Genomic DNA, 24,128 nt, shown 5'->3' on the forward strand with positions numbered 1-24,128 from the left:
ATTCCCTCATCATTTGCTTACATGTGTGAATGTGCCATCCCAATCCGAAGATGGGGGGTGGCTGATAAATGCATTAATTCGCGCCAGATAGAGGCTATAGAGATAGCGTTCTGGATAAGAAAAATGTAAGGTTTCAAATTGAGTTTTTGCAGCCTCCCAGTTTTGTTTATAGTAAGCCTGCAAACCCGCTTCATAATCCCTGATCTCATCTTTTTTTTCCTGGGGAACCTCCGCATAATACCCTTGAGGCTCATAAATTGTAACTGCTTTATGGGAGCCTTTAACAATTACTTTATCAACCGGCATCCAAAGAATGTCGTCTTGATGATGACGGCTTGCTTCTGAAACTAAAATATCCACTCGATAATATTTGGTTAAATCCTGCAGACGAGAAGCCAGATTAACTGTCTCGCCAATGACTGTGTAGGAAAGGCGAAATTTGGAGCCCATATCGCCAACATTCATGATGCCGGTGCTTAGCCCCATCCCAATTTTTACAGAGGGGAGGTTAAGCTGGTTTAATTGCTGATTAATCTCGGGAAGTTTGCCTCTAATCGCCAAAGCAGCGGCTAAAGCATTATGACAGTGGTTTGCATCTTTTAGCGGCGCTCCCCAGAATGCCATGACCATATCGCCGACATATTTATCGATAGTGCCCTGATGATCAAAGATAATATTGGTTAAAGGAGTAAAAAAGCTATTGAGCAAACGTTTGAGCTCTGTTGCTTCAAGTGATTCGCTTAAAGTGGTGAAGCCACGTATATCAGCGAAAAAAACAGTCATTTCACGGGATTCGCCTCCAAGATTTACCTGTTCCGGATGATCGGTAATTTCTTTCATATAGGAAGGAGGAATATATTGGCTGAACAATTGTTTAATACGATTTTTTTGCCGCCTTTCCTGAATAAAGGAATAGGTAAAGTTAGCGAGAGCCTGTAAGCTAATTAAAGCCAGTAAAAGTCCTGGAGCTACGAAGATATTTTTAAAATGAAAGAAGAGGTAGCTGGCTATTAAAATTACTGTGATGAAGAAAAGAAAAAGAATGGGAAGAAGAACAGGTCCCAAGTAGGGAAATAACAAGGTGAACACAATCCCTGATAACAATATTAAGATAATCCCTGTATTGGTATGCCAGTCAAATTGGCTGGTGATCTGTTTTTCCAGAATTCCGGTAATAATATTGGCATTCATTTCCACGCCGGGAAAGCTTTGAGATAAGGGTGCCTGGTGAAGATCACCCAGTAATACCATAGTAGAACCTAAAAGGGCTATACTGCCTGATAATTCCTGAGAGGATACTTTATTGTGAAGGATATCCGCTGCGGAGTAGGTTGGAATCGTTGCAGGTCCGCCCCAGAAAGGAATCAGCAGCTGCCCTTTGGAATTAGTGGGTATGAAAAGACCGCCCACGTTAATACCATACAACTCTTCTTTTCCCTGAATCCTATGAGTCATTAACTCGACATTGTCTGCTAATAAATAGCGCATGACACTTGAGAGGGCAAGACTTGAGTATAGTTGGTTGTTATAAACTGCTAATAAAAGTCCATGACGAACTGAGCCATCGAGATCAGGAACATTGCTGACAAAGCCAGCATGACCTGCCGCCTTTAAAAATAGGTTGAGTATACCGTTATAGCCAGTGAAGTGCAGAAAATTGAGTGTTAGTGTATTGACTGATTGTGAATTGTTAAACAGCAGCGGTGAGGGTAAAGCGCCCTTTTTAATATCAGAATTGTCATGGAAAAGAAATCCCAATACCACTTCATTCTCTGATAGAGTCTTCGCAAAGGCCTGATCATTATCTATCAGTGGGGCAGCTTTCATCAGTAAAGGCATTAGCTCTTGAGAAAGTGTCTGGTTATTTAGGCTCTGTAATTTTTTTTCCAGTCCTTGGGCATAATTAATTTCCGCCTCGGATAACACAATATCAAAGGCAATTACCACAACCCCCGCATTTTTCAGGTTGCTTAGCAGCGTTACAAATTTGTCTCTCGGCCAGGGCCATCTTCCCTCAGCCTGAGTGGAATAATCATCGACATCGATAATCACCACACGAGGCGGCAGGCTTTTATTGCCAACAGTCAGATGAAGGATCTGGTCATAGATAAAGCTGTTACTTCGGGTTATGAATTGATCAAGATAGGGAAAGGCATTTTTCTGCAGGGCAAAAATAAAAGCCAGCAGCAAAAAACCAATTCCGAATTGAAGTAATTTTTTTTTAAATTGACCTATCAAACAGAACTCCATCTCAACAAGCGGCAACGAACACTTTTAAGCCATATTCATATGCAGTGAAAGCATTGTCAGATTACTATGATACACCCTGCCTCTCTGGCTATACTGATGTTCAATACGCAGGCTTAGTTGCTTATATTTGAAGGATAAACCGCCTCCTGCGCGATAACCATTCTGATCCAGATTAAATTCAGGCAAAGCACCCACAAATTCGCCCGAAATGCCGGGACGATTATTGGAAAATTGCAAGACCTGTATTAATCCAGCATTCACAAATGGCTGTACCCATTCTTTTAACTGGTACCCGATTTCTGCGTTTTCAAGCGAAAAGGCCGATTTGTTACGTAAAAATGGCACTCTGTTTACGATCTGATTAGGAATAAATGAATAGTTAAAACTGTCCTGCTCTATCTGACTGTACAATAATCCAATGCTCCCGAGAAATTTCCAGTTAGAAAATGAACGACTATAAATTCCGTTTACACTTGTAAACCAGTTATTACTGTTACTGTGTGCACGCCCTAATTGCTGGTTCTCAGTCTGGGCCGCAATAGTAGTGGAATAGGAAAGTGAGTTATAGCCCAGTCCCGCCATTAAATCGATAAGTAAATTGGGCGTAATGGTTTGCAGCAGGTGACCATAAATAGAATCATTTTTCACCTTCTGGTCCGTTTCACTGGGTAAACCGGGATCGATTCGCATCGATGAATGAACATTGCTTTTGACTTCATAAATATAAAGGCCGGCAGTTAATCCTTCGCGTAAGCGAAAATTATTACCCCCTGCCATATACAAATTTAAATGACCGCTAAAACGATTAAAACTGGTCGGTTTTGTGGAATCAAATTTAAAGCTTTGATAGCCATAGAGTCCAGTGAGATTATATCCCTGTTTGGAGGAGGGAGTGTTTGTCTGGCCGTTGTCTGCAGTAGCTGCCTCCGCCTGGGTATATAATGTCAGTAAACAAATCAATGAGCTGCTAATTATTTTTTTTTTCATATTTCCATAAGACCAACATATTGAATGCCATCAAGCATGGAGTGAGATATCTCAGAATCCAATGCATAACCTTTACCTTTGTATCTGTAATTCATTAATCTGTCATTGAACTATCCTAATTAATTGCAAGGTAGAGTGGACTCGTTATCAGTGTGGCGCCCGCATTAACACAAGCTCCCAGGTTCCCGGTTAGCGAATCAATGGTGCATTTGGTAATGGTGGAGTTTCCAGGATTGCTGATGTAAGCAAAGTTGTTGGCATCGTCTAAAACAATTCCAAATGACAAAGCAAGTGCCGTGGCTCCTGAGTCGGCACATGCCAGAAACTGTCCAGTTACTCCATTCACAGTACATTGGCTAACACTGGGCGTATCCTGATTCGTGATATAAGCAATGGTCTCAGTAGAATTAAAGGTCAGTGCTCTCACCCCATTAAGCCCAGTCGCTCCGGAATTAACACAACCACTTAAAAGACCTGTACCCGCGTTGATATTACAGACACTAATCGTATCGGTGCCTAAGCTAGTAATATAGGCACGGGTACCCGCTGAATTGATAGCGATTCCACCGGGAGCAAACCCCACTACCGCTCCGGAGGGTACACATCCACTTAAGTTGCCAGCAGGGGCATTCACAGTGCACTTAGTGGCTCCACCGGTGAAGTTAACAATATAAGCGAATGTGCCTGCAGGATTTAGCGTAATTTGCTGAGGCAGAGAAATTCCCGTGGCCCCCGAAGCCTGGCAATTTGTTAATGCGCCCGTTCCGGGGGTCACATCACATTGAGTTACCGAATTACTACTTTGACCGGTGATATATGCGATAGTACGAGCTGGATTGAATGTCATGCCGACAAGTTGCGCTGGTAACCCCCCAGTATTACTACAGCTTCCTAACTGACCTGTGATGGCATTGATAGTACATTGAGTTATATCCACTTGATCTGGTATATACATATAAGATGACTGAATGCTGATATTCGCAGTGATAATAATGGTGTTATTTCCAAAAATAGGAAAATTGGTAGGGGTTACAGTAGTGGTTCCAGCAGTATAACTAATTGTGCAACTTGCACCCGGATTAACTATTGCGCAGTTATTTGCTGTCTCGCTGACATTTCCCGCTAATGCAGTTCCTGTAAAATCAGAATGGATAGAAAACGCCGGGAAAAGAGGGGAATTATTGGTAATTGTTAGCGATTGTGTTTCACCGGAACGCATTACGATAGGAGAGCCTGTAACTGAAATGCTCAGCTGTGTTGGTGCGATGACAGACATAGTAACCGCCGTTGTCGCAGCATTCACCCCAACGATTGAAACTGAGGCTGGCGGATGGACAGTGTTTCCAGGGAGAAAAGAGAGAGTGCAGCTTGATTGTGGTGGTAACGTATTGCATCCCGAAGCATTTTGCACTACATCAGTCCAGTCTGAAGGTAAAATGGCATGAATTTGGGAGGCGGTAACTCGAGTTGAATTATTAAATAATGTCAGTGTGGCAGGAACTCCGGAAGCGGCGGTCATTTGAATAGAGCAGGCGGTAAGATTTTTTTTACCATAGCAATACTTGCCTTTGGGAGTGACTGATAATAAGGCTTTATCATCTGAAACCACTTTCAGATGAAGCATGGTATTTTTACTTAAGGGCTGGGTACAGTAACTTGGTTTTGTATTGTCCCTGGAATCAAATTCGCATAAGATTGGACCTGAACTAATCGTTTCGGGTATTTGTCCCGCATCTACTTCCAAGATTAAAAGACAGGATTCTCCCTCTGAGAGGGCAATTTGAGGATCGCAGCTACTTTTTCCATTGACAAGTTGTGTTATTCCGTTAATGGGTATCATTCTTAGAAAACGCGGCGTATTGGAATGATTCACAAGGCGATATTTAATGATAATTTGACTGTCTTTTGGCAGCTCGCCTGAGGTAGAGTTGAGAGGGATAAACTCAATATAGTTTTTCGCATGGCCTGAAGTCATTCCCAGGGTAAGTAGTAAAAAACAAAAAAGGCCCGAGAATTTTTTTTTGAATAGGCTATTAATCATTAGTGGTAACGTCTTTCCCGAATTATCTTCATGATCTGAATAACACATTCACTAAACCCTATCCATTTTAAGCAATCTACCTATCTACCGCAATTCTGAAAGAGAGTCAATAAACGCTCTGTATGATTCGCTGAAAGAGATCAGTATTCATGCAGGCTGCGTAAAAAGTTGATTGAAATCAATAGATATTATTTTTCAAGGTACTAGAAAAAATGATAGTCTTCGACTATATACTAATAAACCAGACTAATTTAGTTAAGGTCACATCATGGACATAAAGCGATACGTATTATCCCTCTCATTATTGGCTGCTCTGAGTCATCCCGCTTTCGCTACTACCCAGGAAGGGGAAGAGGCCTACAATCAGCAACATTACGATAAAGCCTACATTCTTCTGTCAGAGGAGGCAGCAAAAGGCGATCCCAAGGCACAATACCTGCTGGGTAAGATGTATTACAATGCACAAGGTGTGACCTACAATCCACAAAAAACTGAAGAACTTTTACTTGCTTCAGCAAATCAGGGAAATGTGGATGCACAAGTACTTCTGGCAGGATTTTACTGGTATCAGAAAACGCCGGAAGGTTATGCCAAAGCATTAACCTGGTATGAAAAAGCGGCATCACAGAATAACGCAGATGCTCAATACGCTTTAGGTTATATGTACAACTATGGCAATGGTGTACCTCAAAATTATGAAACAGCGATGTCCTGGTATAAAAAAGCCGCTGATCAGAATCATTCGGATGCGTTGTTATCGATTGGCTATATGTATGACACGGGCACAGGGGTCACAAAAGATTTGCCAGAGGCTATCAAGTGGTATGGCAAGGCCGCTGATCTGGGTAATGCCAGTGCACAATACAATTTAGGTTCGATTTATGAGTATGGTGATGGTGTGCCTAAAGATGAAAAAAAGGCTTTTGAGTATTTTCAGAAAGCAGCTGATCAGGGACATGCCAAATCGCAACTTGAACTGGGCAGTTTTTATGATACGGGCAAAACCGGCTCGGTGGATCTGCAAAAGGCAGCCTACTGGTATCAGAAAAGTGCTGATCAAGGGAATCCAACTGCCCAGTATAACATCGGGGATATGTATTTTTACGGAGACGGAGTCAGCAAAAACCTCGATACAGCCATGAGCTGGATCAGGAAGTCCGCAGAGCAGGGATTTGGCAAGGCTCAAAATCGTCTGGGTGTTTTTTATCGTGACGGAATCGGTATCACTGCAAATCCTGTGGAAGCCTATGCCTGGTTTAGCACAGCAGTAGCAAATAATTATGCGGATGCAAGCAAAAATCGTGATGATCTTGAGAAGAAATTAACTCCGGATCAATTGAAACAAGCCAAGGAGTTGTCTGATAAGTACTCTGCACAATATCAGGCTCCTAAATAGCAGGTCTTAAGAATGGTTTCGCAGAGCGAGGGTTGATTTTGACCCTTTCTAACTCTCACTACCATTTTTGTCCCTCCCGCGAAGGCGGGAAACTATTCCTCAGTTGGCATTTAGCGAGCTCAGAGATGGCTCCCCGCCTTCGCGGGGAGGACAGTTTATTGGCGGGGAGAGAGGATAAAAGAGCGAACTCCCTTGTATATTTTTATCCTTCCGCAGTGAAGCGTTTCTCAACATGGATGGTGCTGGCGGCTGGGGCGATGGCATCTTCTGCTTCTATAAATCTTACAACATCACCAATTTCAAGTTTTTCAAAATCATAGGAAACAACGCTGGCGCTGGTAAAGCGAATTCGGCGACCGTCAATGGTTTCGATGAATCCATAATCAGCAGGTGGATAAATTTCGGCAATTTTTCCCTGAGGTGCAGTCTGGTGATGCTTGACATGCCCTCGAACCTTTTTTATATGGCTTTGAAGTTGCCGTTTCATCGCGTTAAAAGCATCGCGGATAGCAACATAAACGTCTTCATGCGCATGTTCATCACCATGGCTTTTGCTTACCACCAATTCAGAGCCGGGTAGAGTCAGATCAATTCGTACATGATAGAGGTTGCCCTTATAATGATGCCGATGCTCAGATTCAATCACTACATCACAGCGAGTTATATTCTGATAAAATCGATTCAGCTTTTCTGCCAGGTGAATAGCTTTTTCTTCGGCGGTTAATGAACGATCCATATTTCTAAAAACAACATTGATAGGAAGTTTCATGGGGTCCTACCTCCATTGTAAAGTTTATTATTAAGCGAAATGGAAAATAGATTTTTTCTCATCATTCATTATTAATTGTAGAGGAGTTTTTGAGATAGTAGTAATGTTTCACTGTTATGGTGCAATTTTTGAGGAGAGTAAAACGATGTCAGTATCCTGCTTTCACTGTTTTATATCAGGTAAAGTTCAAGGTGTATGGTTTCGGGCTTCTGCCAGAGAAGAGGCCGAACAATTAGGCATTAAGGGCTGGGCCCGTAACCTGGCCGATGGCCGGGTTGAAGTAATGGCCTGTGGGGACAATGAGAAACTGGAGTCTTTTTATCATTGGTTAAAACAGGGCCCAAGTCTTGCGCAGGTCACTGACTGTGTCAGGGAGGATTTACCCTGGAGAGAATATTCAGAATTTCGGTCTTTTTAGTGAGGGTCTATACTTAGAATAAGAGAAACAGTTTAAGGAGAACCTCATGGCTAATAAAAATAATAGAGAAAAAAAGAAAGTTATTCCAGAGTCTGATGAGAACAAATCCAGAAGGGCAGAAGATCCTATACCCAAAACAGAAGAAGAACTGGATGAAACAATCGAAGATACATTTCCGGCCAGTGATGCGACAGCTCAATACTAGACGTAACAAAAATAATAGCGGTTATAAACCGCTATTATTTAGTTAACTCAACTTAATTAGTAGTAAAATAAGTTTCATCATAGGCATAGCAGGTCCATTGGACTTGTTTTCCACCGACTTCAACGTTAATTACTTCATTGTTAAGAGACGCAAGGTTGGGTTGTTGTTGCAGGTAACAAACGCGATTCGTTCCACCGATTGTTACATAATTATAGTCAGTAGTAGCACTATAGGTTTCAGGCACATAATACACATTACCTTTTTGCTCTAACACTACGGGGGAACCAGTAATAACCACTTTATCAGCAAAGGAAGCTGCACTGAATAACATAGCTAAGGCTGCAAAGGCTATAGTAATAATCTTCATTTTGTAAATCTCCTTATTTACATGACTTAAAGTTTAAACTGTAGAAGATGAATGAGTATATGAAAGAGTAACCTACGAAATTTCCAAACAACTTCCTCTACAGAAGATACATTTCGCAAACCTCTCCGGTCTACTTTTTAAGTATAGATTACAATTTAAAAATTTAAACCTCATAATTTTAATTTGCTGCTGGATGTAACTTTTCTTTGTGGCTGCGCAAATTGGATGCAGATAGATCAATACAAAATCTAAATTATACTTAAAGAAGGAGAAAAATTGGTAGGGAGCTGATTATGAAAATCATGGAAGTGTATGTAAGAAAAGACTGGATTAATACCAACACATCCCGCAGGCGTTACCGTCAATCAGATTTTCAGGACTCCTTCTCCATGCTGACTAAAAGCGCAAAGGCAGTACCCGCATTTTTACTGGCAGGTGCAGGAATGAGCAGGAATCTCCCCAATCAATCAATGTCCTTATCCAACTATGCTATGCATACACTAAAAGAAGTCCATAATGGCATTGGGAATGTCGGGAAAAATAAAGATTGTCGTTTCAATACTCTTGTCGAGGTATCCGGTCAAAATGAATTGAGAAAAGCAGTTGATTTGCATGGGGCTTTGCCTTATTCCAGGGTTTATATCGTAACAGATGACGATGTCACAGAGGATGAACTTGATAGAGGGGTGGTTTTTCATAGCAAAACAGAGGCAATTAAATTTAGTGAAATGTATAAGGATTTAGATGACTATAGGCAGTCCAGCCTCTATAAAGAGCCGGTAGGAATATCGGTTACAATCAATAAAAAAGATATGGGTATTTTTTTAAAGGAAATGACTAACTTTATAGATAAAAGAAACAGAAGCTGGCGAGCTGATGTGACGGTTATCCCGGAAATCAATGTAGACAGCTTCGATTTATCTTCAGATGATGATAATTATATTATTGATTTCCCAGTGGATATTACTAAAAAAGAATTTAAAAAATATTTTAAAGGTACTTTTCAGGCCAGTACTCAATCAGAACCAGGGCTTTCATCACTGAATATGGCAGGGGGGAGAAGAGGAAAATGGGGCCGATTTTCAGAAGAAGAAAAGGAAAAAGAATCCTATGATTCAAAAGAAAGCTCTTCTGAGGAAGAATTAGTATTAAAAAGAAAGCATCCGAGAAGCGAGCCATCAGCCACTACAACTACGACGACTACTTCTGTTCAGGTTCCTGCCAGTGGATTGTTAGCAAAGTCAATGAATAAAGGGGTATTCCAATCCGCAGGCGAAAAAATAGTGGGTCCTGAAAGTAGCGATGAGGTTTCAGCTGAACTGCATAATAAAGGGGCAACGCCTTCTCAATGAGCGGATGAGACAGGCTCAGTGAAATAGAGAATAAGGATGGCAACCATAATCGGGATATTCTTTACAACGGAGCCAAAAGGCTCCAGCCAGTAATGAGGCAATTGAACGCTGATGATTAAGGTATAAATAACAATAATGAGCAGCTGAACCTTACAATTGCTACGCGTCCTGAAATTGAATAATAGCCCTAGTCCAAGCAGAAAATTAATAAAGGAGGCACCAAACAACAGCAGGGATTGCAACGTGTCCGGAACTCCGGCCTGCTTTAAAATTAGATAGGATGTTTCCTGGGCAAAGAATGCGCTGGTCAAGGCACTGGCGAACCACATAAAAACCAGACTTAGACGAAGCAATGGTCTTAGCCATCCTAATCGTGCCTGCCAGCGCTCTCCATCGGTACCTGGTTTTTTTTCAAGCCCTTCTTTAAAGGATTCGGGGTTGACGCCTGTAATCTGGTAAAAAGCTGAAGTCTCTTCGGCTGTCGCTATATTATTACGACTCAACATGCTGATAGCCGGGGAATTAATTTTTGATGAGGAACTGAAATTACCGAACCAGGCCATTGTCTTAATTAATACCATTGGGACTTGAACAAAAATACTTTTTGGTAACTGAAGCCAGTGGCGTAAACAGCCCAGAATTGTTTTTAGTGATATTGCTGTAGGAGAAACTGCCGTTAAAACGTGAGATGGGCCGGGAGGTAAAGAAACCATGTTTGAAATTGCGGTGCATAATGTATCGATATGAATAGGTTGTAGCAGCTGCTCGCCCTTTTCTGGCAGTGGGATAACCGGAAAAGAGGCCATTGTCATTAACAAGGCCATGCCTCCCTCTGAACTAGGCCCGTAAATAAATGAGGGTCTGAAAATCAGCGATTGAACAGGTAGTGTTAGTAAATAATTATCAAGCTCCAGTTTGCTTTTGGCATATTCTGAATCATAGTGTTCGACTGCCAGAGCAGAGAGCTGAATTATTTTTTTTACCCCGGCTTTTAAAGCTGCCTCGAAAATAACACGGGGAGAATTGAAATGAATTTGCCAGACTATGGATGGGTTTCGATGATAAAATATGCCGATACAGTTAATGACTACATCCACATTTTTCATGCGTAACATCCACTCTTCGAGGTTTTGCTGTACTGCAAAGTCGCATTCTATCAGAGTGGCTGAGGGAAACAGTGCCTGACCTGTCTCAATTGTCCTGGCAACTGCATGGATCTCATGCCCTTCATTTAAGAGTTTTCTCGTTAAATGAGTTCCAACAAAACCGGTTGCGCCAAGCACCATGATAATCATTACTTAACCTGCTTTTTCTGTTTTTTCTGAAAACCCAGATAGCCTCCAAGGCTGCTGCACAAGGCGCCGTAAAAAAAGGTCAGAAAGCTTGCTTTGGGTTCAAGCGTAACCATACTGATATACCCATGCGAGACTGAGAAACCATCATGTAATTCTAATGAGGTACGAACTATTCGTATGCTGATTGTCCTGTAGTGAGCGTTTGAATATTGAATACCGTTATTTAGAAGTATAATAAGCACTATTAGTACTATAGACCAGGCAAGGAAGCCAATGATAAACCCAAAATACTGCTTTTGTATTCCTGATGAGTAAAGTCGGCCGCTGATAAAGCCCGTGAAATACATGGCAACAGCATAGGAAAACGCCAAAAGAAAAAAAAGAGAGCTGGTACTGGAACTCTCCGGAGCTATCAGATAAACATTAATTAATAGGGCAGCAAAGCCGAAAAGCGGGACCAATAAGAGACCGCTGCTTGCGCCGATAATCAAAGGGATCCAGGAAAAATTGAGTTTGCTCATACTAGTGATTCAGCATTACTTATAGGCAAGTATATGCTGAATCAGGATTTTTGCGAATGATATTCAGAAAACTCTATCTAGGTCGTTCAGAAGTTTGAAATATATCAAATTCCGCATCTGAGTCTGCCTGATACTCGGCATCATCAGCATAAACAGCAGTGGGCGAAGTACATTCTCTCTCGAAAAAACGCATACGATAAAACTCCGATCCTGATCGTGTCAGACTGACGGGAGGTTGTTCTTTCTCTTCTTTTTCCAGTTCTTCGTTCAGGTTCATAAGTACCAGATCGTCCTCTGCCTGAAAAAAATCATCCATTCCCTCAGGAGAAGGAGACTTTCTGACTTCTTCCTGTGCAAAAACAAAACCGGAAAGACGGAGTGCATTCTCTTGCTTAACCCGTAAACCAGTTGGACTTATAAGCGATGGCAGACTACTGGTGCTGCCAGAAAAGCTGGAGCTCGCAGAGGTTAATCCCTCGAAATCCATATCTGGAAATTGAATTTTTAATCTCGTCTGAAAGTCCTTTATGTCCGGATTAAAATAGAAAACAATTTCTCCGACGGTGCAGGCCATTAGCTGTGTAAGAGGACTGAACATATTATAGAAAGAAGTGACGGAACTCTCCACAAATGGGTCGGAATGTTCAAGCGCATTACGTAAAGAAATGAGATCTCCCAGTTTATCATGTAATGTCTGATTGATCAGACTTAAATCACAAAGGCTGGATAATTTATTGATGCAAGAGATAATCTGACCAAGCAAATAGGCAATACTCTGTGAAAAACGGATATCATCCTTAATTCTGGTATGTAACAATTCCTGAAATTCACGAAGTGAATCATCATCGAGATTTTCTTCTTCCAGCAAGGCAGTGAGTAGATCAAGACGATCGATCAATTTTTCCAGTATTTCTGAAAGATCATTGGAGTCATTTGTCTGGGCTTTCCAGAATGTTTGTGCAACTTGAAGAATACCTGGGTAAAAATTGGTCATAGCATCGGCCTGATTTTGTTTAATACGTTGATTATTAAGCGTATCTTCTTTTCTTTTTTTAGTTTCAAAATCGCTTTTATAGGCTCTGTAGCTTTTATCGGCTTTCGTCAATAATTTCTTTACTTGCCTTTTATCTGCATTCTGTTTCTTATCTGTAGAGGATAGATTAGCTGTAATCTCGTCAAAAAGATTAAGGGGTGATTTTTTATGGTCGAAGAAAAAACTGACGTCATTGGCAAGGCAGCCCTTAAGCATTTCATGATGAGCAGGGAGTACCAGTCCCAATAGCGTATCGCGCTCTTTTTCTTCCAAAAGTGGCTTGGCAAGAATGTGAGGGGATGTTTTTTTATCCAGAGAGTAATGCTTTTTAATGGATTGCCAATACAAATCCATAGCATCTTTCCAATCATCATATCCTGAGCTGGTATCCTCTACTTGCCAATCCAACTCACTTTCGCGTGACACAACGAGTTCATAAACCGAGCCACTGAAAATCATTAATTCATTATGAAGCTGCTCAAGGAGAACTGGATCTTTTTCTAAATCTTTTATAACCGACAAATACTCTCGTTCTTCAGGATGCGAAAGAGCGCTTCTGATTTTCCCAACCATATCGATGTCGATAATATCCAGTGTTTTTTGCTTATTTCCCCAATTTCTGGGCATAAAAAATTCACCGGTCATCTCCAGTACTCGCAAAAGCGATAATCGATTTTTAATACTTTTGAAATCATCAAAACCCAGTATCTGGAAGCGTGTATGGGGAGCTAACTGATTGCTATCCTTGATAGCACATAATGTGAGTTGTTGTCCCTTGGTAGCTTTTTGAGTCGATTCCAAAAGGGACTGGGACCAAATAGGATGTACCTTTTCAGCTTCAGGCTCAGGTGTTTTATTATCGGCAGGTAAAAACTTATCAATGGGAGTAATCGGTTCTGACTTATTAGCTAGCCATTCACATAATTTTTGCTTGTCAACTGATTCAATCGTATCAAGAGAGACGCCGGTTTCCTGGATAACTTCCAGGCTGTAAGTGGATTTAGCATAATTTCTCGGCAGCAAAGCGATAAGTTTAAGTAAAAGAAAACTATGCTTGCTAAATCGGAGCAGTGTTTCAAGATTCTCAGGCTTTTCCATTGGGATAAGGGGAGTGCCAGATGAAAGATGATTTTTTACCTGCTCAAAAAAGACAGACAAGCCTTCCAAATCTTTAGTAAGAATATCAGTAACGCTATGCTTAACCAGAGCACGAAATGTAAGCATTACAGAATGAAATTGAATCAATTGTTTTTGCTTTACAATGTCACCATCGAAATTAAAAGGTGCGATAGATAATCCATTTTCAAAACCATCATTAATAAAGCAAAGATCAGTTGTAGCAAAAATGGCACTAAAAAAATCCAAGAGATACCAGGAGTGTTCTCCCCAGGGTAAATATTTTGTCAGAAGTCCGCGCTCATTACGAGGAAAGCGATAAATTGTCTCAAAGAGCATACGTAATATATCAACTGAATCCTCAAGGTAATAATCGTTCGCTGCATTTCTAAATGCACGATCACACATGCGTTGCATAAGAATTGAAATCCCATTTCTATAACCCGAAAAATAAGGAAGTGTTATGTTACCCATAAATGAGAAGCGCTTTTGAGCCCCCGCTGCATTCTGCTGCAAGAATTCTTCCTTAATAAAGGGAAAAGTATCGTTGGCTTTCAGCATGTGTTGTTTAAGAAACTGAATCAGACGCAGGACCCAGTCAACACGTGCTGAAAAGCTCTCTTTCATTTTAAGAGAATGCTGTGCAAATATTTCATTCTTTTCCGCAAGATAGCTCTCCTTACATAGCACAGTTGGAGGTATTGTCTGATCAATTGTCTCTTTGGATGTAAAAATGCCCTTGATTTTTAAATTTGCTTCAGCAAAAGTCTCCTCCTGTAATTGCAGGATTTTTTGAGCGGTATCAGGACTTAAAACAGTGGTTTGATTCAATTGTTCCAGGACTTGGATGGCCTCGGCAAATCGTCCGATGTTGCGCATAACGATGGCTTTTCTAATTTCAAGGCTTGTCGACTCTTCCTTGATCTTTGTTGCCGAAGTGGCTATTTTCGGAAATGTGTTCAGCACTTTAGGATTGCTCAATATTGTGTCGCATAGCTGAGCAGCTTTGGTATATTGCATTCCATTTTTCAAAGCTTTTGCTTGTTTTAATACTGTTTTATATTGCTGGCGAAGTTCTTTTTTGCTTTTCACAATGTTTACCTGTTACAACTAAAGTGCAAAGTATACATTCTGTGAATAAATTATTCAATATGGGTTTTTTGCTATCCATTCAGGCTTTAAGCTGTACTTTGTCTTTGGGCATTAACTAATTAACCAGGGAGCTTGCTCATTAGCTAATTCATAGATAATATGGACTTATATTTTGAGCTTGGATAACAGGCTTACTTAGCTATAGGGATATTGTTGCTTCCATGTTCAAATATTGCTGTATATTTTTCTGCCTTATACTTTGTTCGTGCATGGTGGGTCCGGACTATAAAGAGCCGCCAAAGCCTGTAGCTGGCTATTGGATACAGAACAGCCCCGTAGTGAAAGCTAGTCCTGCCCAAACTGCAAACTGGTGGAATATCTTTAAGGATCCTGTTTTAACGGAGTTAATTCAGCGAGGCTATCAAAATAATCTCTCCGTGCAAATCGCTGGCGTAAGGGTTCTGCAGGCAAGAGCACAATTGGCGCAATCAGTTGGCGAATTGTATCCCCAACAGCAGGCCATGATTGGTGATTACACCTATTACCGAATTGGCGGCAGCCAACTGCAGACCGTGCTTCCCTCGAGTTTTGAAACCGCTTCGCTCGGTTTTACTGCCAGCTGGGAACTTGATTTCTGGGGAAAATACCGAAGAGCAATTCAATCCAATGATGCAATTTTTCTGGCCTCACTGGCGGCCTACGACAATGCGTTAGTCACCTTAACTGCCGATATTGCGGACACCTATGTCAATATTCGTACTCTTGAAAGACAGGTTGCAGTTACAAAAGCAAATATTCAGCTGCAAGTGACCAGTTTGAAAATTGCAAAAGCGCGATATCGGGGCGGTCAAACCAGTTTGCTGGATGTACAGCAGGCAGAAACCCAGCTGACTGAAACACAGGCCAGTTTGCCCAAACTGCTGAGTGAATTACAGCACCAGAAAGACATTCTCGGATTACTTTTAGGCACTGTGCCTACCCAGGTGAATCCGCTGATCAGCAAAAGCCGCGGTATTCCCCGGGCACCATCTCAGGTATCTGTCGGGATCCCTCGAGAGGTGATTGTAAGACGGCCCGATATTTATCAGTCCCGCATGGAGGCTATTGCCCAGTCCGAAGCAATTGGCGCAATTAAAGCGAATTTGTTTCCAGCACTTACATTAACCGGAAATTTTGTATTTTCATCGAATAGTATCGGGAGTAATTCTATAAGTGATCTGTTCAACTGGTCTAATCGCAGTATTACAGCAGGTCCTTCGCTGACCTGGCCCTTGTTAAATTATGGTCAGATTACCAACGCAGTGCGTGTGCAGGACGCGGCTTTTCAACAAGCGCTTCTTAAGTATATTAATCTGGTCTTACAGGCACAGCAGGAAGTACAGGATAATATCAGCCGTTATATCGAAAGCCGAAAATCAGTTTATTTTCTGCAGCAATCGGATCAGTCAGCAAGAACCTCTACCAGGTTAGCCCTGGTTCGCTACAAAGAAGGTGAAGCGATCTATACAACCGTTTTAGATGCTGAGCGTCAACAGCTAAGAGTTGAAACCTCGCTTACTAATGCGCAGGGCGAAGTTGCGAAATCATTAATTGCACTCTATCGCTCTTTAGGCGGGGGCTGGCAAATCAGAGGCTGTAATGACATCCTGCCCAATTATATCAAGCAACAAATGGCCGAAAGAACCGATTGGGGTAATTTGCTGAAACAGCCAAACCACCAAAGGCCAAATACGCAAATGGATGTTTTAAAACAACTTTATCTTCCAAATTGGTGATAGCGATGAATTCTGAGAAGAGACAAAAGCTAAAAATAGCAGCCCTTATAATCGCCGTTCTGCTAATTATTTATTTATATAGCCATTTTAAGTCCAAAACAAACACTCCGGTACTCCCGACTCCGGTCGTTTATGTTGAGCATCCAAAGCCCATGAAAATGGGAGATTATGTGTTCCAGACAGGTAATACGGTTGCCTTTAACTCTGTCAATCTGGTGGCACGGGTCGAGGGGTATCTCGATGCGATTAAATTCGTGGATGGCTCATTTGTAAAAAAGGGAACTGATTTGTTTATTATTGAGCCGCAGCCTTATCTGGACAAGGTAGATGAAGCCAAAGCCAGCCTAGCAGCCCAGAAAGCTGCCTATGCGTTTGCGGTAGCTGAGTATGAGCGTCAGCAGCAGATGTATAAAGAAAATGCCACTTCATTGAAAAATGTGGAAAAATGGGGCGCCAGACGTGATGAAACCAAGGCGGAAGTTGCCAAAGCTGAAGCTAATCTCAATTCAGCAGAAATTAATTATAGTTACACTCATGTAACCGCCCCTTTTGATGGGCGAATTGGACGTCATCTGGTTGACGTAGGGAATCTGGTGGGACATGGCGAGGCCACTCAACTCGCCACAATCGAGCAAATTGATCCAATTTATGTCTATATCAATTTGAACGAACTTGATTTAATCAAATTAAGAGAGGCCGGAAAAAGCAAAGGAGTTAATGCGAATAATCTTAATACGGTTCCAGTTTTTGTGCGTATGCAAAATGAAACAGGATTTCCACATGAGGGGAAACTGGATTTCGTCAACACGGGTTTAAACGCCTCGACCGGAACAATGCAGTTCAGAGCACTGCTTCCGAATAAAAACTATCCTCTCGTTCCCGGCTTATTTGTACAAGTCAGAATTCCTGTTAAGAAACCATCTATGCAGCTGACCGTACCCGATACAGCCATTCAATATGACCAAATAGGCGCATACCTTCTTGTTGTTGATAAAGAGAATCTGGTGCAAATGGCAAGAATTCAAATAGGAAGTATTGAAGAAGGGCAGCGGGCCATTCTCAAGGGAATAAGCCCTCAGGATAATGTTATTGTTACCGGTACACAATTCGCAACTCCCGGAACTAAAGTGGATCCCAGAACACAAAGTTCCGCTGATAGTTCCTTTGTGGAAAGCGTTCATTAAACGCAGGTAATCTCAAATCAAGAAGTGAGAAAAAAAAGAAATGATTTCTAAATTTTTCATTGAGCGTCCAGTACTGGCAAATGTTATTGCGCTTTTAATAGTTTTTATTGGGCTGGTTGCCATTGTTGTTTTACCAGTCGCTCAATATCCGGCGATTGTTCCTCCGACAATTCAGGTTACTACAACTTATCCTGGAGCCGATGCCAAGACACTGATTAACACCGTTGCTTTGCCGATTGAACAGCAGGTGAATGGCGTTGAAAATATGCTTTATATGCAATCTACAAGCACCAATAGCGGAAACTATAATCTGATTGTTACCTTTGCTATTGGAACAGATTTAAATTTTGCCCAGGTACTGGTGCAAAACCGTGTACAGGCGGCAATGGCTCAATTGCCTATGGATGTTCAAAAGCAGGGCGTACTTGTTCAGCAGAAATCAACCGCCATTCTACAGTTTATTACGCTCACCTCTGAAAATAATGAATATGACGGCCTGTTTCTTGACAGTTATGCCACCATCAATATGCAAAATGAACTGGCTCGCCTCCCAGGCGTGGGTAATGTGATTATTTTCGGATCAGGAAGCTATGCGATGCGCGTCTGGCTGGATCCCCAGAAAATGATGGCCTATTCTTTAAACCCCAGTGACGTTTTAAACGCGATCAGCTATCAAAACAAGGACGTCTCGGCAGGTCAGGTCGCAGCGCCTCCGGTTCTTGGGAAAGAATCCTATCAGTTCACAGTGAATGTGCCTGGGCAACTCACTGATCCTGAAGAGTTTGCCAATATTATTATCAAAACAGTCGATACTGATCCCGATGAAGATGCGAACGCCAGTAGTTCGGCCCAGGTGGTAAGGATTCGTGATGTCGGCAGGGTCGAATTGGGTTCATCAACATACAGCCAGTTGGCTAAACTCAATGGAAAACCGGCTGCGGCCATTGGGATATTCCAATTACCAGGTGCCAATGCCCTTGATGTGGCCAAAGAAGTGCGATCCACTGTAGCTAAAATGGCGAAGAAATTCCCGCCGGGTTTACAATACTCTATTCCTTTCGATACGACAGTATTCGTCGAAGCCTCTATTGAGGAAGTATACAAAACGCTTTTTGAAGCGGGTATTTTGGTATTGATAGTGATTGTCGTTTTCCTGCAGAACTTTCGCGCGTCTCTGGTTCCAGCGACGACTGTACCGGTAACGATAATAGGCACTTTCTTCGGCATGATGTTACTCGGTTATACTATCAACCTCCTGACCTTGTTTGCGATTGTCCTTGCTATCGGTATCGTAGTGGACGATGCGATTGTTATTGTGGAGGGCGTGTCGCAGCATATTGAAAAAGGCCTAAGTCCCAAAGAGGCTTCCATCATCGCCATGAAGGAATTATTTGGCCCAATCATTGGTATTACCTTAGTGCTGATGGCTGTTTTCGTTCCTGCGGGATTTATGCCTGGATTAACAGGGGCCATGTATGCCCAGTTTGCTTTGGTTATTGCTGTAACCGCATTGATCAGCGCCATCAATGCTATGACTTTAAAGCCCACCCAGTGTGCTTTATGGCTAAGACCGATAGATCCTGACAAGAAGAAAAATGTTTTTTTCAGAGCCTTTGATCGCGTTTACAATCCTATCGAGGAGCGTTATTGCCGTTTTATTGACCGGCTGGTCCATCATAGTAAAACCGTTTGCATGGTGGGCGCATTATTAGTGGCGGTTGCCATTTTTGGTTTAACACGTATACCTACCGGTTTTATTCCTATTGAAGATCAGGGCTATCTGGTGCTGAGTGTTTTACTGCCGGATGGTGCGAGCCTGGGGCGAACGGATGAGGTATTAAATCGCTTAAGCAGTGAAATTTCCAAAATTGGGGGCATCGACAATGTGATTGGTATTGACGGTATTTCTCTCCTCGATAACAACGCCAATCTGGCCAACGCCGGCGTTTTGTACGTGATGTTTAAGGACTGGAGCCTCAGAGGAAAAGATGAGGATTTACTGGCTTTATATACCAAATTAAATGACATTGCTAAAAAAACCAAAGACGCAAAACTCCTGGTAGTCGTTCCGCCGCCTATTCAGGGTCTTGGTTTGTCTGGCGGCTTTCAAATGCAGGTGGAGTTACAGGACGGCAGTTTTGATTACCAGAAACTTCAAAGTGTGACCGATCATCTCATTGATAATGGCAATCATGATCCGGTATTGCAAAACCTGATGACCTCCTTCAGGGCAAATGTTCCACAGGTAGCCGCCCCCATTAATCGAACCAAAGCGGAATCTTTAGGGGTTACAGTAGGGGATGCGTTTGGAACGCTGCAAACTTATCTGGGATCAAGTTACGTCAATTTATTTACCAAGTTTGGGCAAGTTTTTCCCGTTTATGTGCAGGCTGATGCGGGCTCAAGAGGGCAGATTGATGATTTACGCAATTATTATGTCAGAAATAAACAAGGGGATATGGTTCCTTTAGGCACCCTGACAGATATTGACCGGGCTGTTGGGCCAGGCCTAATCTCGCTTTACAACTTATATCCTTCAAGCAGCATTAATGGCATGGCCTCACGTGGATTCAGCTCGGGGCAGGGTATTCAGGCAATGGAAGAAATGGCTAAAAACTTATTGCCAGCCGGGCTTTCCTACGAATGGACGAGTACTGCTTATCAGGAAAAAATTGCTGGTAATTTAAGTTATATTATCTTTGCCATGTCGCTGGTGCTTGTTTATTTAATTCTTGCCGGACAGTATGAAAACTGGCTGACGCCATCCGCCATTATTTTCAGCGTTCCATTGACACTGATTGGAACTGTCATCGCATTAACTACTCTCGGACTGGCCAATAATATGTATACTCAAATTGGCCTGTTATTATTGATTGCGCTTGCTGCCAAAAATGCCATTCTGATTGTTGAAGTAGCGCATGAGCAGCGGCATATACACGGAAAGTCCATTCTTGAATCGGCAGTTATCGGTGCAAGAACCCGATTCCGGCCTATTCTTATGACCTCATTCGCCTTCATCATGGGCGTTATGCCCTTGGTATTCGCCAGTGGTGCAGGAGCCAATGCCAGACGTTCTATCGGTATTGCCGTCAGCAGCGGTATGCTGGCCTCTACTTGCCTTGCAGTGGTCTTTGTTCCCGTCTTTTACGTGCTGCTGCAGACCTGGCAGGAAAAACGATGGGCTAGAAAGCAGGAGAAGGCCAGGATTAAGGCAGAGTTGCCTTCACATTGATCGAATCAGATAGAAATACAGTGTAGGTAGATGCGCTTCGCCTGGGCTGAGGATAAAGCCAAACAAAAAGACTTCAGTGTTAAACAAGATCTCTGTATTATGGATGAGTTGACTGTATATCGGTTCAGCAACCTCATAAATTAAGATGGAGTTTTACATGAAAAAAGCACACGGGCATCAACCACCAGCACAGGGACATGGACATGTTACACCGCATGGGCAGGTACCTTCTTCAGGTCATGTCCACTCACAACACCATGTTCCACCGCATCATAACTTTCCCCAGCCTACTCATACTCACAACCACCACCATGGACATGGTCATCCCCTGCCGCAAGTCTATACGGTCGGTGGATATGGTGCCAGATCTACCTTTTTAGGACATGGATGTGCGCATCAGATGCCTCCTGTCGATGAGCATTATGGACACACACATACACACAGTCATCCCTGATAGCGTTAAATGTATATTAAACTGTCCTCCCCGCGAAGGCGGGGATCCATCTCAGAGCGAGCTATAATGCCAATTGAGGAATGGATTCCCGCCTTTGCGGCAATGACAAAAATTTCGTGATGACTAGTGAGCCATTTAACGAGTCGCAGCAATAATCAGCGATAAAATATAAGAACAATAAATCAGAATTAACAACCCGCCATGCCAGCGAGTAATTTTTTTCTTATGACGCATGTTGAACCAGAATAGTAGTAAAGTGGTCAATAACATGACGGGCATATCTCGCCAGATGATGGCATGGCTAATTGCTGATGGATGGATAATGCCGGGAAAGATCATTACTGCCAGCAGATTGAAAAGATTTGAACCCAGGATATTGCCAATAGCAATATCATCGGCCCCTTTACTGGCAGCGACAATCGAGGTTGCCAGTTCGGGGAGACTGCTGCCTATAGCAACTATGCTTAAACCAACCAGCAATTCACTCATTCCCATGTCTCTGGCAAACTGGGCGCAGTTGGTAATAAGGAGGTCGGCGCTGAAAGGAAGGATGATCAAACCCACAATCAGCATAGCGACATGGTGTTTCAGGCTTTGCTGGCGCAGCCTTGCCCGCCAGAATTCATCAGTAAGATGACGCTGATGAGAGGATTCGCGTGCAGATATTATCAGATAGGCGGTAAAAATCAGACAGACGATTAAGGCCAGACAACTATCGAGGATCCCGAGATAGCCATCCAGCATTAGCGAATATGCGAACAGCATTACAATGAATAATAAGGGAAATTCTCTTTTGAGAAAGCTCGACTGGGCGTTTAAAGGCCGCAGTAAAGCAATTAAACCCAACACTAATCCAATATTTGCAATATTGGAACCAACGGCATTACCAACCGCCAGGTCTGTATAGCCATCAAGAGATGCGGATACCGCAATCACTATTTCGGGCGCAGACGTTCCCAGAGCAACCAGGGAAAAACCAATCCAAAGCGGGGATAACTTATAATAGTGAGCGATGCCTGAAGCGCCCACAACCAGATGATTAGCAGACCAAAGCAAGGCAATAAAACTAATGAGCAGCAGAAAAAAATGATACATATTCCAGACTCAAAAAGATTAATGTAATGATGATACGTTAATTAACAGGCAAGACAATAGCTGCCAGCACATTTGTGGAATCTCCCAGGTATGGTTCTGATGCCTGCAAGGGTTATTTATGGTCTAATTGTACACATAGTTTTCAAATAGTAGGCTTTTATGTTAGAATAGCCTGCTTAATAATTTTAATAACGAACCAGGGTAGGTGTTTGGCTCTGGGATTTCATCCAGGTGTTACTATGTTTTCCAATCAATATCGCGTGTTGAGCGATGCGAAGTTCAGACGGTTTACATTAAGCTGTATGCTGGCAATGTTCGGTAACGGCTTAACGTATATCATCATGGTCTGGGCTCTGATGCGTTTTGATACCTCTGTTGTCTCGACTTCAATATTAATGGCTTGTTTCTGGTTGCCCAATGTATTGCTTGGCCCATTCTTTGGTGTCCTGGCGGATCGCTGGAACCGAAAAACCTTGCTGCTTATGGCCAATGGCTCTCGTGCAATGGTTCTTTTTGGTTTTGCCTATCTGGCTAATGATCATATGACATCGCTTTCAATCTATATACTTGCCGCACTGATTGGCACGTTGTTGGCAGTTTATATTCCTGTAGCAATGAGTTTCGTAAGAGAACTGGTCAATGAAGAGGAGTTACTGGCCGGCAATGCGATGGTTGATATTGCCTATGAATTGGGAGCTGTGGCCGGCATGGGAGGCGCCGGATTTATATTGGCCAGCTCGTCCTTTGCGGGATGTTTTGCGATAAATGCGGTTTGCTATGTAATGGCAACTTTGTTGCTTTTGGGGATTCCTTTTGTAAAAAAATCCAATGAAGAGAAAAAGAGGACCTCTTTTTTCAGACAATTTATAGATGGAGGACGCTATATTTTAGCGCGCCGAACCTTACTATTACTGTATTTAACGCAAGGATTATTTTTTGTTTCCTATATGACGGCACCGGTGTTACTGGCACCTTATGCAAAGACTGTTTTAAATAGTAATGTAACTCAATTTGGCTGGCTTGAAGCAATGCTTTCACTGGGGATCATACTGGGAGGATTTTTCAATCCCTGGCTGGCTTCGATGTTTTCAATGTTTAAAGTCATTGTCGCTGAAATTCTGGCAGGAGTAGTTGGGTTTTATTTATTCAGCCATACTTCAAATATCCATTTAGCCATCTTCTATCATTTCCTGATCGGATTGTCCTTTTCCTCCTGGGCCTTACTCACCACGTTGGCGCAGGAAATGACGGCTTTGGATTTCCAGGGACGCGTTCAGTCTTTGTTTAACAGCGTCTCCGGTGTGGTGATCGTATTGTTTTATTATCTGCTGGCAAAATGGAAAGATATTCCAGTTCAAAAGCTGTATTCTGGTGAAATCGTGTTACTGCTAACAGCCTTGATACTCCTGGGGATAGCGATACTGAAAAAAACCAGTAATGATAATGAGCTTGATTTGAATGAGGAAGAGTTTTCTTGTAATTCCCCAGGTTGAGGATAAGTTTGATTTTAATTCAATCCAATCGTCTCAACGTCATCCTGAACGCA

18 protein-coding genes are annotated in these 24,128 nt (G+C 42.3%); 9 read left to right on the forward strand and 9 right to left on the reverse strand.

All coding sequences use genetic code 11. The features are described 5' to 3' along the window. Window positions 1-9 precede the first annotated feature (9 nt). From E1O89_RS02120 to E1O89_RS02130, 3 genes are all read right to left on the reverse strand, one after another. The gene (locus E1O89_RS02120) at window positions 10-2,238 is read right to left on the reverse strand and encodes a CHASE2 domain-containing protein (RefSeq protein ID WP_262337366.1); all 2,229 of its coding nucleotides are present in this window, start codon (window positions 2,236-2,238) and stop codon (window positions 10-12) included. 36 nt (window positions 2,239-2,274) lie between these two features. Beyond that, window positions 2,275-3,237: an autotransporter outer membrane beta-barrel domain-containing protein gene (locus tag E1O89_RS02125; protein ID WP_133138714.1), complete on the reverse strand. Its 963-nt coding sequence runs from the start codon at window positions 3,235-3,237 to the stop codon at window positions 2,275-2,277. A 115-nt stretch (window positions 3,238-3,352) separates the two neighbouring features. Further along, window positions 3,353-5,278, reverse strand: coding sequence for a lactonase family protein (locus tag E1O89_RS02130; RefSeq protein WP_165483032.1), 1,926 nt, complete (start codon window positions 5,276-5,278; stop codon window positions 3,353-3,355). Between the two features lie 268 nt (window positions 5,279-5,546). Between E1O89_RS02130 and E1O89_RS02135 the strand changes: the two genes are divergently transcribed. Continuing rightward, on the forward strand, window positions 5,547-6,674 hold the full coding sequence (locus tag E1O89_RS02135) for an SEL1-like repeat protein (RefSeq protein WP_133138716.1): 1,128 nt from the start codon (window positions 5,547-5,549) through the stop codon (window positions 6,672-6,674). A gap of 202 nt (window positions 6,675-6,876) precedes the next feature. On the opposite strand, the gene E1O89_RS02140 is transcribed toward E1O89_RS02135, so the two are convergent. After that, window positions 6,877-7,443 (reverse strand): HPF/RaiA family ribosome-associated protein, encoded by a 567-nt coding sequence (locus E1O89_RS02140; protein ID WP_112218546.1) that lies wholly within the window; start codon window positions 7,441-7,443, stop codon window positions 6,877-6,879. A gap of 145 nt (window positions 7,444-7,588) precedes the next feature. Between E1O89_RS02140 and E1O89_RS02145 the strand changes: the two genes are divergently transcribed. Together E1O89_RS02145 and E1O89_RS15375 are read left to right on the forward strand one after the other, a co-directional pair. Further along, window positions 7,589-7,861, forward strand: coding sequence for an acylphosphatase (locus E1O89_RS02145; protein WP_133138717.1), 273 nt, complete (start codon window positions 7,589-7,591; stop codon window positions 7,859-7,861). A 46-nt stretch (window positions 7,862-7,907) separates the two neighbouring features. Continuing rightward, window positions 7,908-8,066 (forward strand): hypothetical protein, encoded by a 159-nt coding sequence (locus tag E1O89_RS15375; protein ID WP_165483033.1) that lies wholly within the window; start codon window positions 7,908-7,910, stop codon window positions 8,064-8,066. Window positions 8,067-8,118: 52 nt separating this feature from the next. Here E1O89_RS15375 and E1O89_RS02150 read toward each other — a convergent pair whose 3' ends face one another. Further along, entirely contained in the window at window positions 8,119-8,433 is a 315-nt protein-coding gene (locus E1O89_RS02150) for a hypothetical protein (protein ID WP_133138718.1), read from the reverse strand. A 293-nt stretch (window positions 8,434-8,726) separates the two neighbouring features. On the opposite strand from E1O89_RS02150, the gene E1O89_RS02155 reads away from it, so the two are divergent. Then, window positions 8,727-9,785: a hypothetical protein gene (locus E1O89_RS02155; RefSeq protein ID WP_133138719.1), complete on the forward strand. Its 1,059-nt coding sequence runs from the start codon at window positions 8,727-8,729 to the stop codon at window positions 9,783-9,785. Here the strand turns inward: E1O89_RS02155 and E1O89_RS02160 are convergent. From E1O89_RS02160 to E1O89_RS02170, 3 genes are all read right to left on the reverse strand, one after another. Then, window positions 9,779-11,080 carry an SDR family oxidoreductase gene (locus tag E1O89_RS02160; RefSeq protein WP_133138720.1) on the reverse strand — a complete coding sequence of 434 codons (1,302 nt, stop codon included), beginning with the start codon at window positions 11,078-11,080 and terminating at the stop codon, window positions 9,779-9,781. The two genes, E1O89_RS02155 and E1O89_RS02160, sit on opposite strands and share 7 nt — an antisense overlap. Continuing rightward, window positions 11,080-11,601 carry a hypothetical protein gene (locus E1O89_RS02165; RefSeq protein ID WP_133138721.1) on the reverse strand — a complete coding sequence of 174 codons (522 nt, stop codon included), beginning with the start codon at window positions 11,599-11,601 and terminating at the stop codon, window positions 11,080-11,082. Before E1O89_RS02165 ends, E1O89_RS02160 begins: the two co-directional genes overlap by 1 nt. A 73-nt stretch (window positions 11,602-11,674) precedes the next feature. Continuing rightward, window positions 11,675-14,842: a hypothetical protein gene (locus tag E1O89_RS02170; RefSeq protein WP_133138722.1), complete on the reverse strand. Its 3,168-nt coding sequence runs from the start codon at window positions 14,840-14,842 to the stop codon at window positions 11,675-11,677. 221 nt (window positions 14,843-15,063) lie between these two features. On the opposite strand from E1O89_RS02170, the gene E1O89_RS02175 reads away from it, so the two are divergent. From E1O89_RS02175 to E1O89_RS02190, 4 genes are all read left to right on the forward strand, one after another. Next, the gene (locus E1O89_RS02175; RefSeq protein ID WP_133138723.1) at window positions 15,064-16,617 is read left to right on the forward strand and encodes an efflux transporter outer membrane subunit; all 1,554 of its coding nucleotides are present in this window, start codon (window positions 15,064-15,066) and stop codon (window positions 16,615-16,617) included. Window positions 16,618-16,622: 5 nt separating this feature from the next. Further along, window positions 16,623-17,801, forward strand: a complete 1,179-nt coding sequence (locus tag E1O89_RS02180; protein ID WP_133138724.1) for an efflux RND transporter periplasmic adaptor subunit — start codon at window positions 16,623-16,625, stop codon at window positions 17,799-17,801. 40 nt (window positions 17,802-17,841) lie between these two features. Continuing rightward, window positions 17,842-21,033: an efflux RND transporter permease subunit gene (locus E1O89_RS02185; protein ID WP_133138725.1), complete on the forward strand. Its 3,192-nt coding sequence runs from the start codon at window positions 17,842-17,844 to the stop codon at window positions 21,031-21,033. Window positions 21,034-21,190: 157 nt separating this feature from the next. Further along, complete coding sequence (locus E1O89_RS02190; protein ID WP_133138726.1) at window positions 21,191-21,487, forward strand: hypothetical protein; 297 nt, start codon at window positions 21,191-21,193, stop codon at window positions 21,485-21,487. A gap of 135 nt (window positions 21,488-21,622) precedes the next feature. Here the strand turns inward: E1O89_RS02190 and E1O89_RS02195 are convergent, their stop codons facing one another. Continuing rightward, window positions 21,623-22,582: a calcium/sodium antiporter gene (locus E1O89_RS02195; RefSeq protein ID WP_133138727.1), complete on the reverse strand. Its 960-nt coding sequence runs from the start codon at window positions 22,580-22,582 to the stop codon at window positions 21,623-21,625. Between the two features lie 239 nt (window positions 22,583-22,821). Here E1O89_RS02195 and E1O89_RS02200 point away from each other — a divergent pair, with 239 nt between their 5' ends. Beyond that, window positions 22,822-24,075, forward strand: coding sequence for an MFS transporter (locus E1O89_RS02200; RefSeq protein WP_133138728.1), 1,254 nt, complete (start codon window positions 22,822-22,824; stop codon window positions 24,073-24,075). Window positions 24,076-24,128: the final 53 nt, after the last annotated feature.

Origin of the sequence: Legionella genomosp. 1 (genome assembly GCF_900640215.1) — a bacterium.
GTDB classification, from domain to species: domain Bacteria; phylum Pseudomonadota; class Gammaproteobacteria; order Legionellales; family Legionellaceae; genus Legionella_C; species Legionella_C quinlivanii_A.

Bases quoted from the DNA above. Each gene is read 5' to 3' on its own strand.
- E1O89_RS02125 (WP_133138714.1), bottom strand. From the start codon at position 3,237: ATGAAAAAAAAAATAATTAGCAGCTCATTGATTTGTTTACTGACATTA.
- E1O89_RS02130 (WP_165483032.1), bottom strand. From the start codon at position 5,278: ATGATTAATAGCCTATTCAAAAAAAAATTCTCGGGCCTTTTTTGTTTT.
- E1O89_RS02135 (WP_133138716.1), top strand. From the start codon at position 5,547: ATGGACATAAAGCGATACGTATTATCCCTCTCATTATTGGCTGCTCTG.
- E1O89_RS02140 (WP_112218546.1), bottom strand. From the start codon at position 7,443: ATGAAACTTCCTATCAATGTTGTTTTTAGAAATATGGATCGTTCATTA.
- E1O89_RS02145 (WP_133138717.1), top strand. From the start codon at position 7,589: ATGTCAGTATCCTGCTTTCACTGTTTTATATCAGGTAAAGTTCAAGGT.
- E1O89_RS15375 (WP_165483033.1), top strand. From the start codon at position 7,908: ATGGCTAATAAAAATAATAGAGAAAAAAAGAAAGTTATTCCAGAGTCT.
- E1O89_RS02150 (WP_133138718.1), bottom strand. From the start codon at position 8,433: ATGAAGATTATTACTATAGCCTTTGCAGCCTTAGCTATGTTATTCAGT.
- E1O89_RS02155 (WP_133138719.1), top strand. From the start codon at position 8,727: ATGAAAATCATGGAAGTGTATGTAAGAAAAGACTGGATTAATACCAAC.
- E1O89_RS02160 (WP_133138720.1), bottom strand. From the start codon at position 11,080: ATGATTATCATGGTGCTTGGCGCAACCGGTTTTGTTGGAACTCATTTA.
- E1O89_RS02165 (WP_133138721.1), bottom strand. From the start codon at position 11,601: ATGAGCAAACTCAATTTTTCCTGGATCCCTTTGATTATCGGCGCAAGC.
- E1O89_RS02175 (WP_133138723.1), top strand. From the start codon at position 15,064: ATGTTCAAATATTGCTGTATATTTTTCTGCCTTATACTTTGTTCGTGC.
- E1O89_RS02180 (WP_133138724.1), top strand. From the start codon at position 16,623: ATGAATTCTGAGAAGAGACAAAAGCTAAAAATAGCAGCCCTTATAATC.
- E1O89_RS02185 (WP_133138725.1), top strand. From the start codon at position 17,842: ATGATTTCTAAATTTTTCATTGAGCGTCCAGTACTGGCAAATGTTATT.
- E1O89_RS02190 (WP_133138726.1), top strand. From the start codon at position 21,191: ATGAAAAAAGCACACGGGCATCAACCACCAGCACAGGGACATGGACAT.
- E1O89_RS02195 (WP_133138727.1), bottom strand. From the start codon at position 22,582: ATGTATCATTTTTTTCTGCTGCTCATTAGTTTTATTGCCTTGCTTTGG.
- E1O89_RS02200 (WP_133138728.1), top strand. From the start codon at position 22,822: ATGTTTTCCAATCAATATCGCGTGTTGAGCGATGCGAAGTTCAGACGG.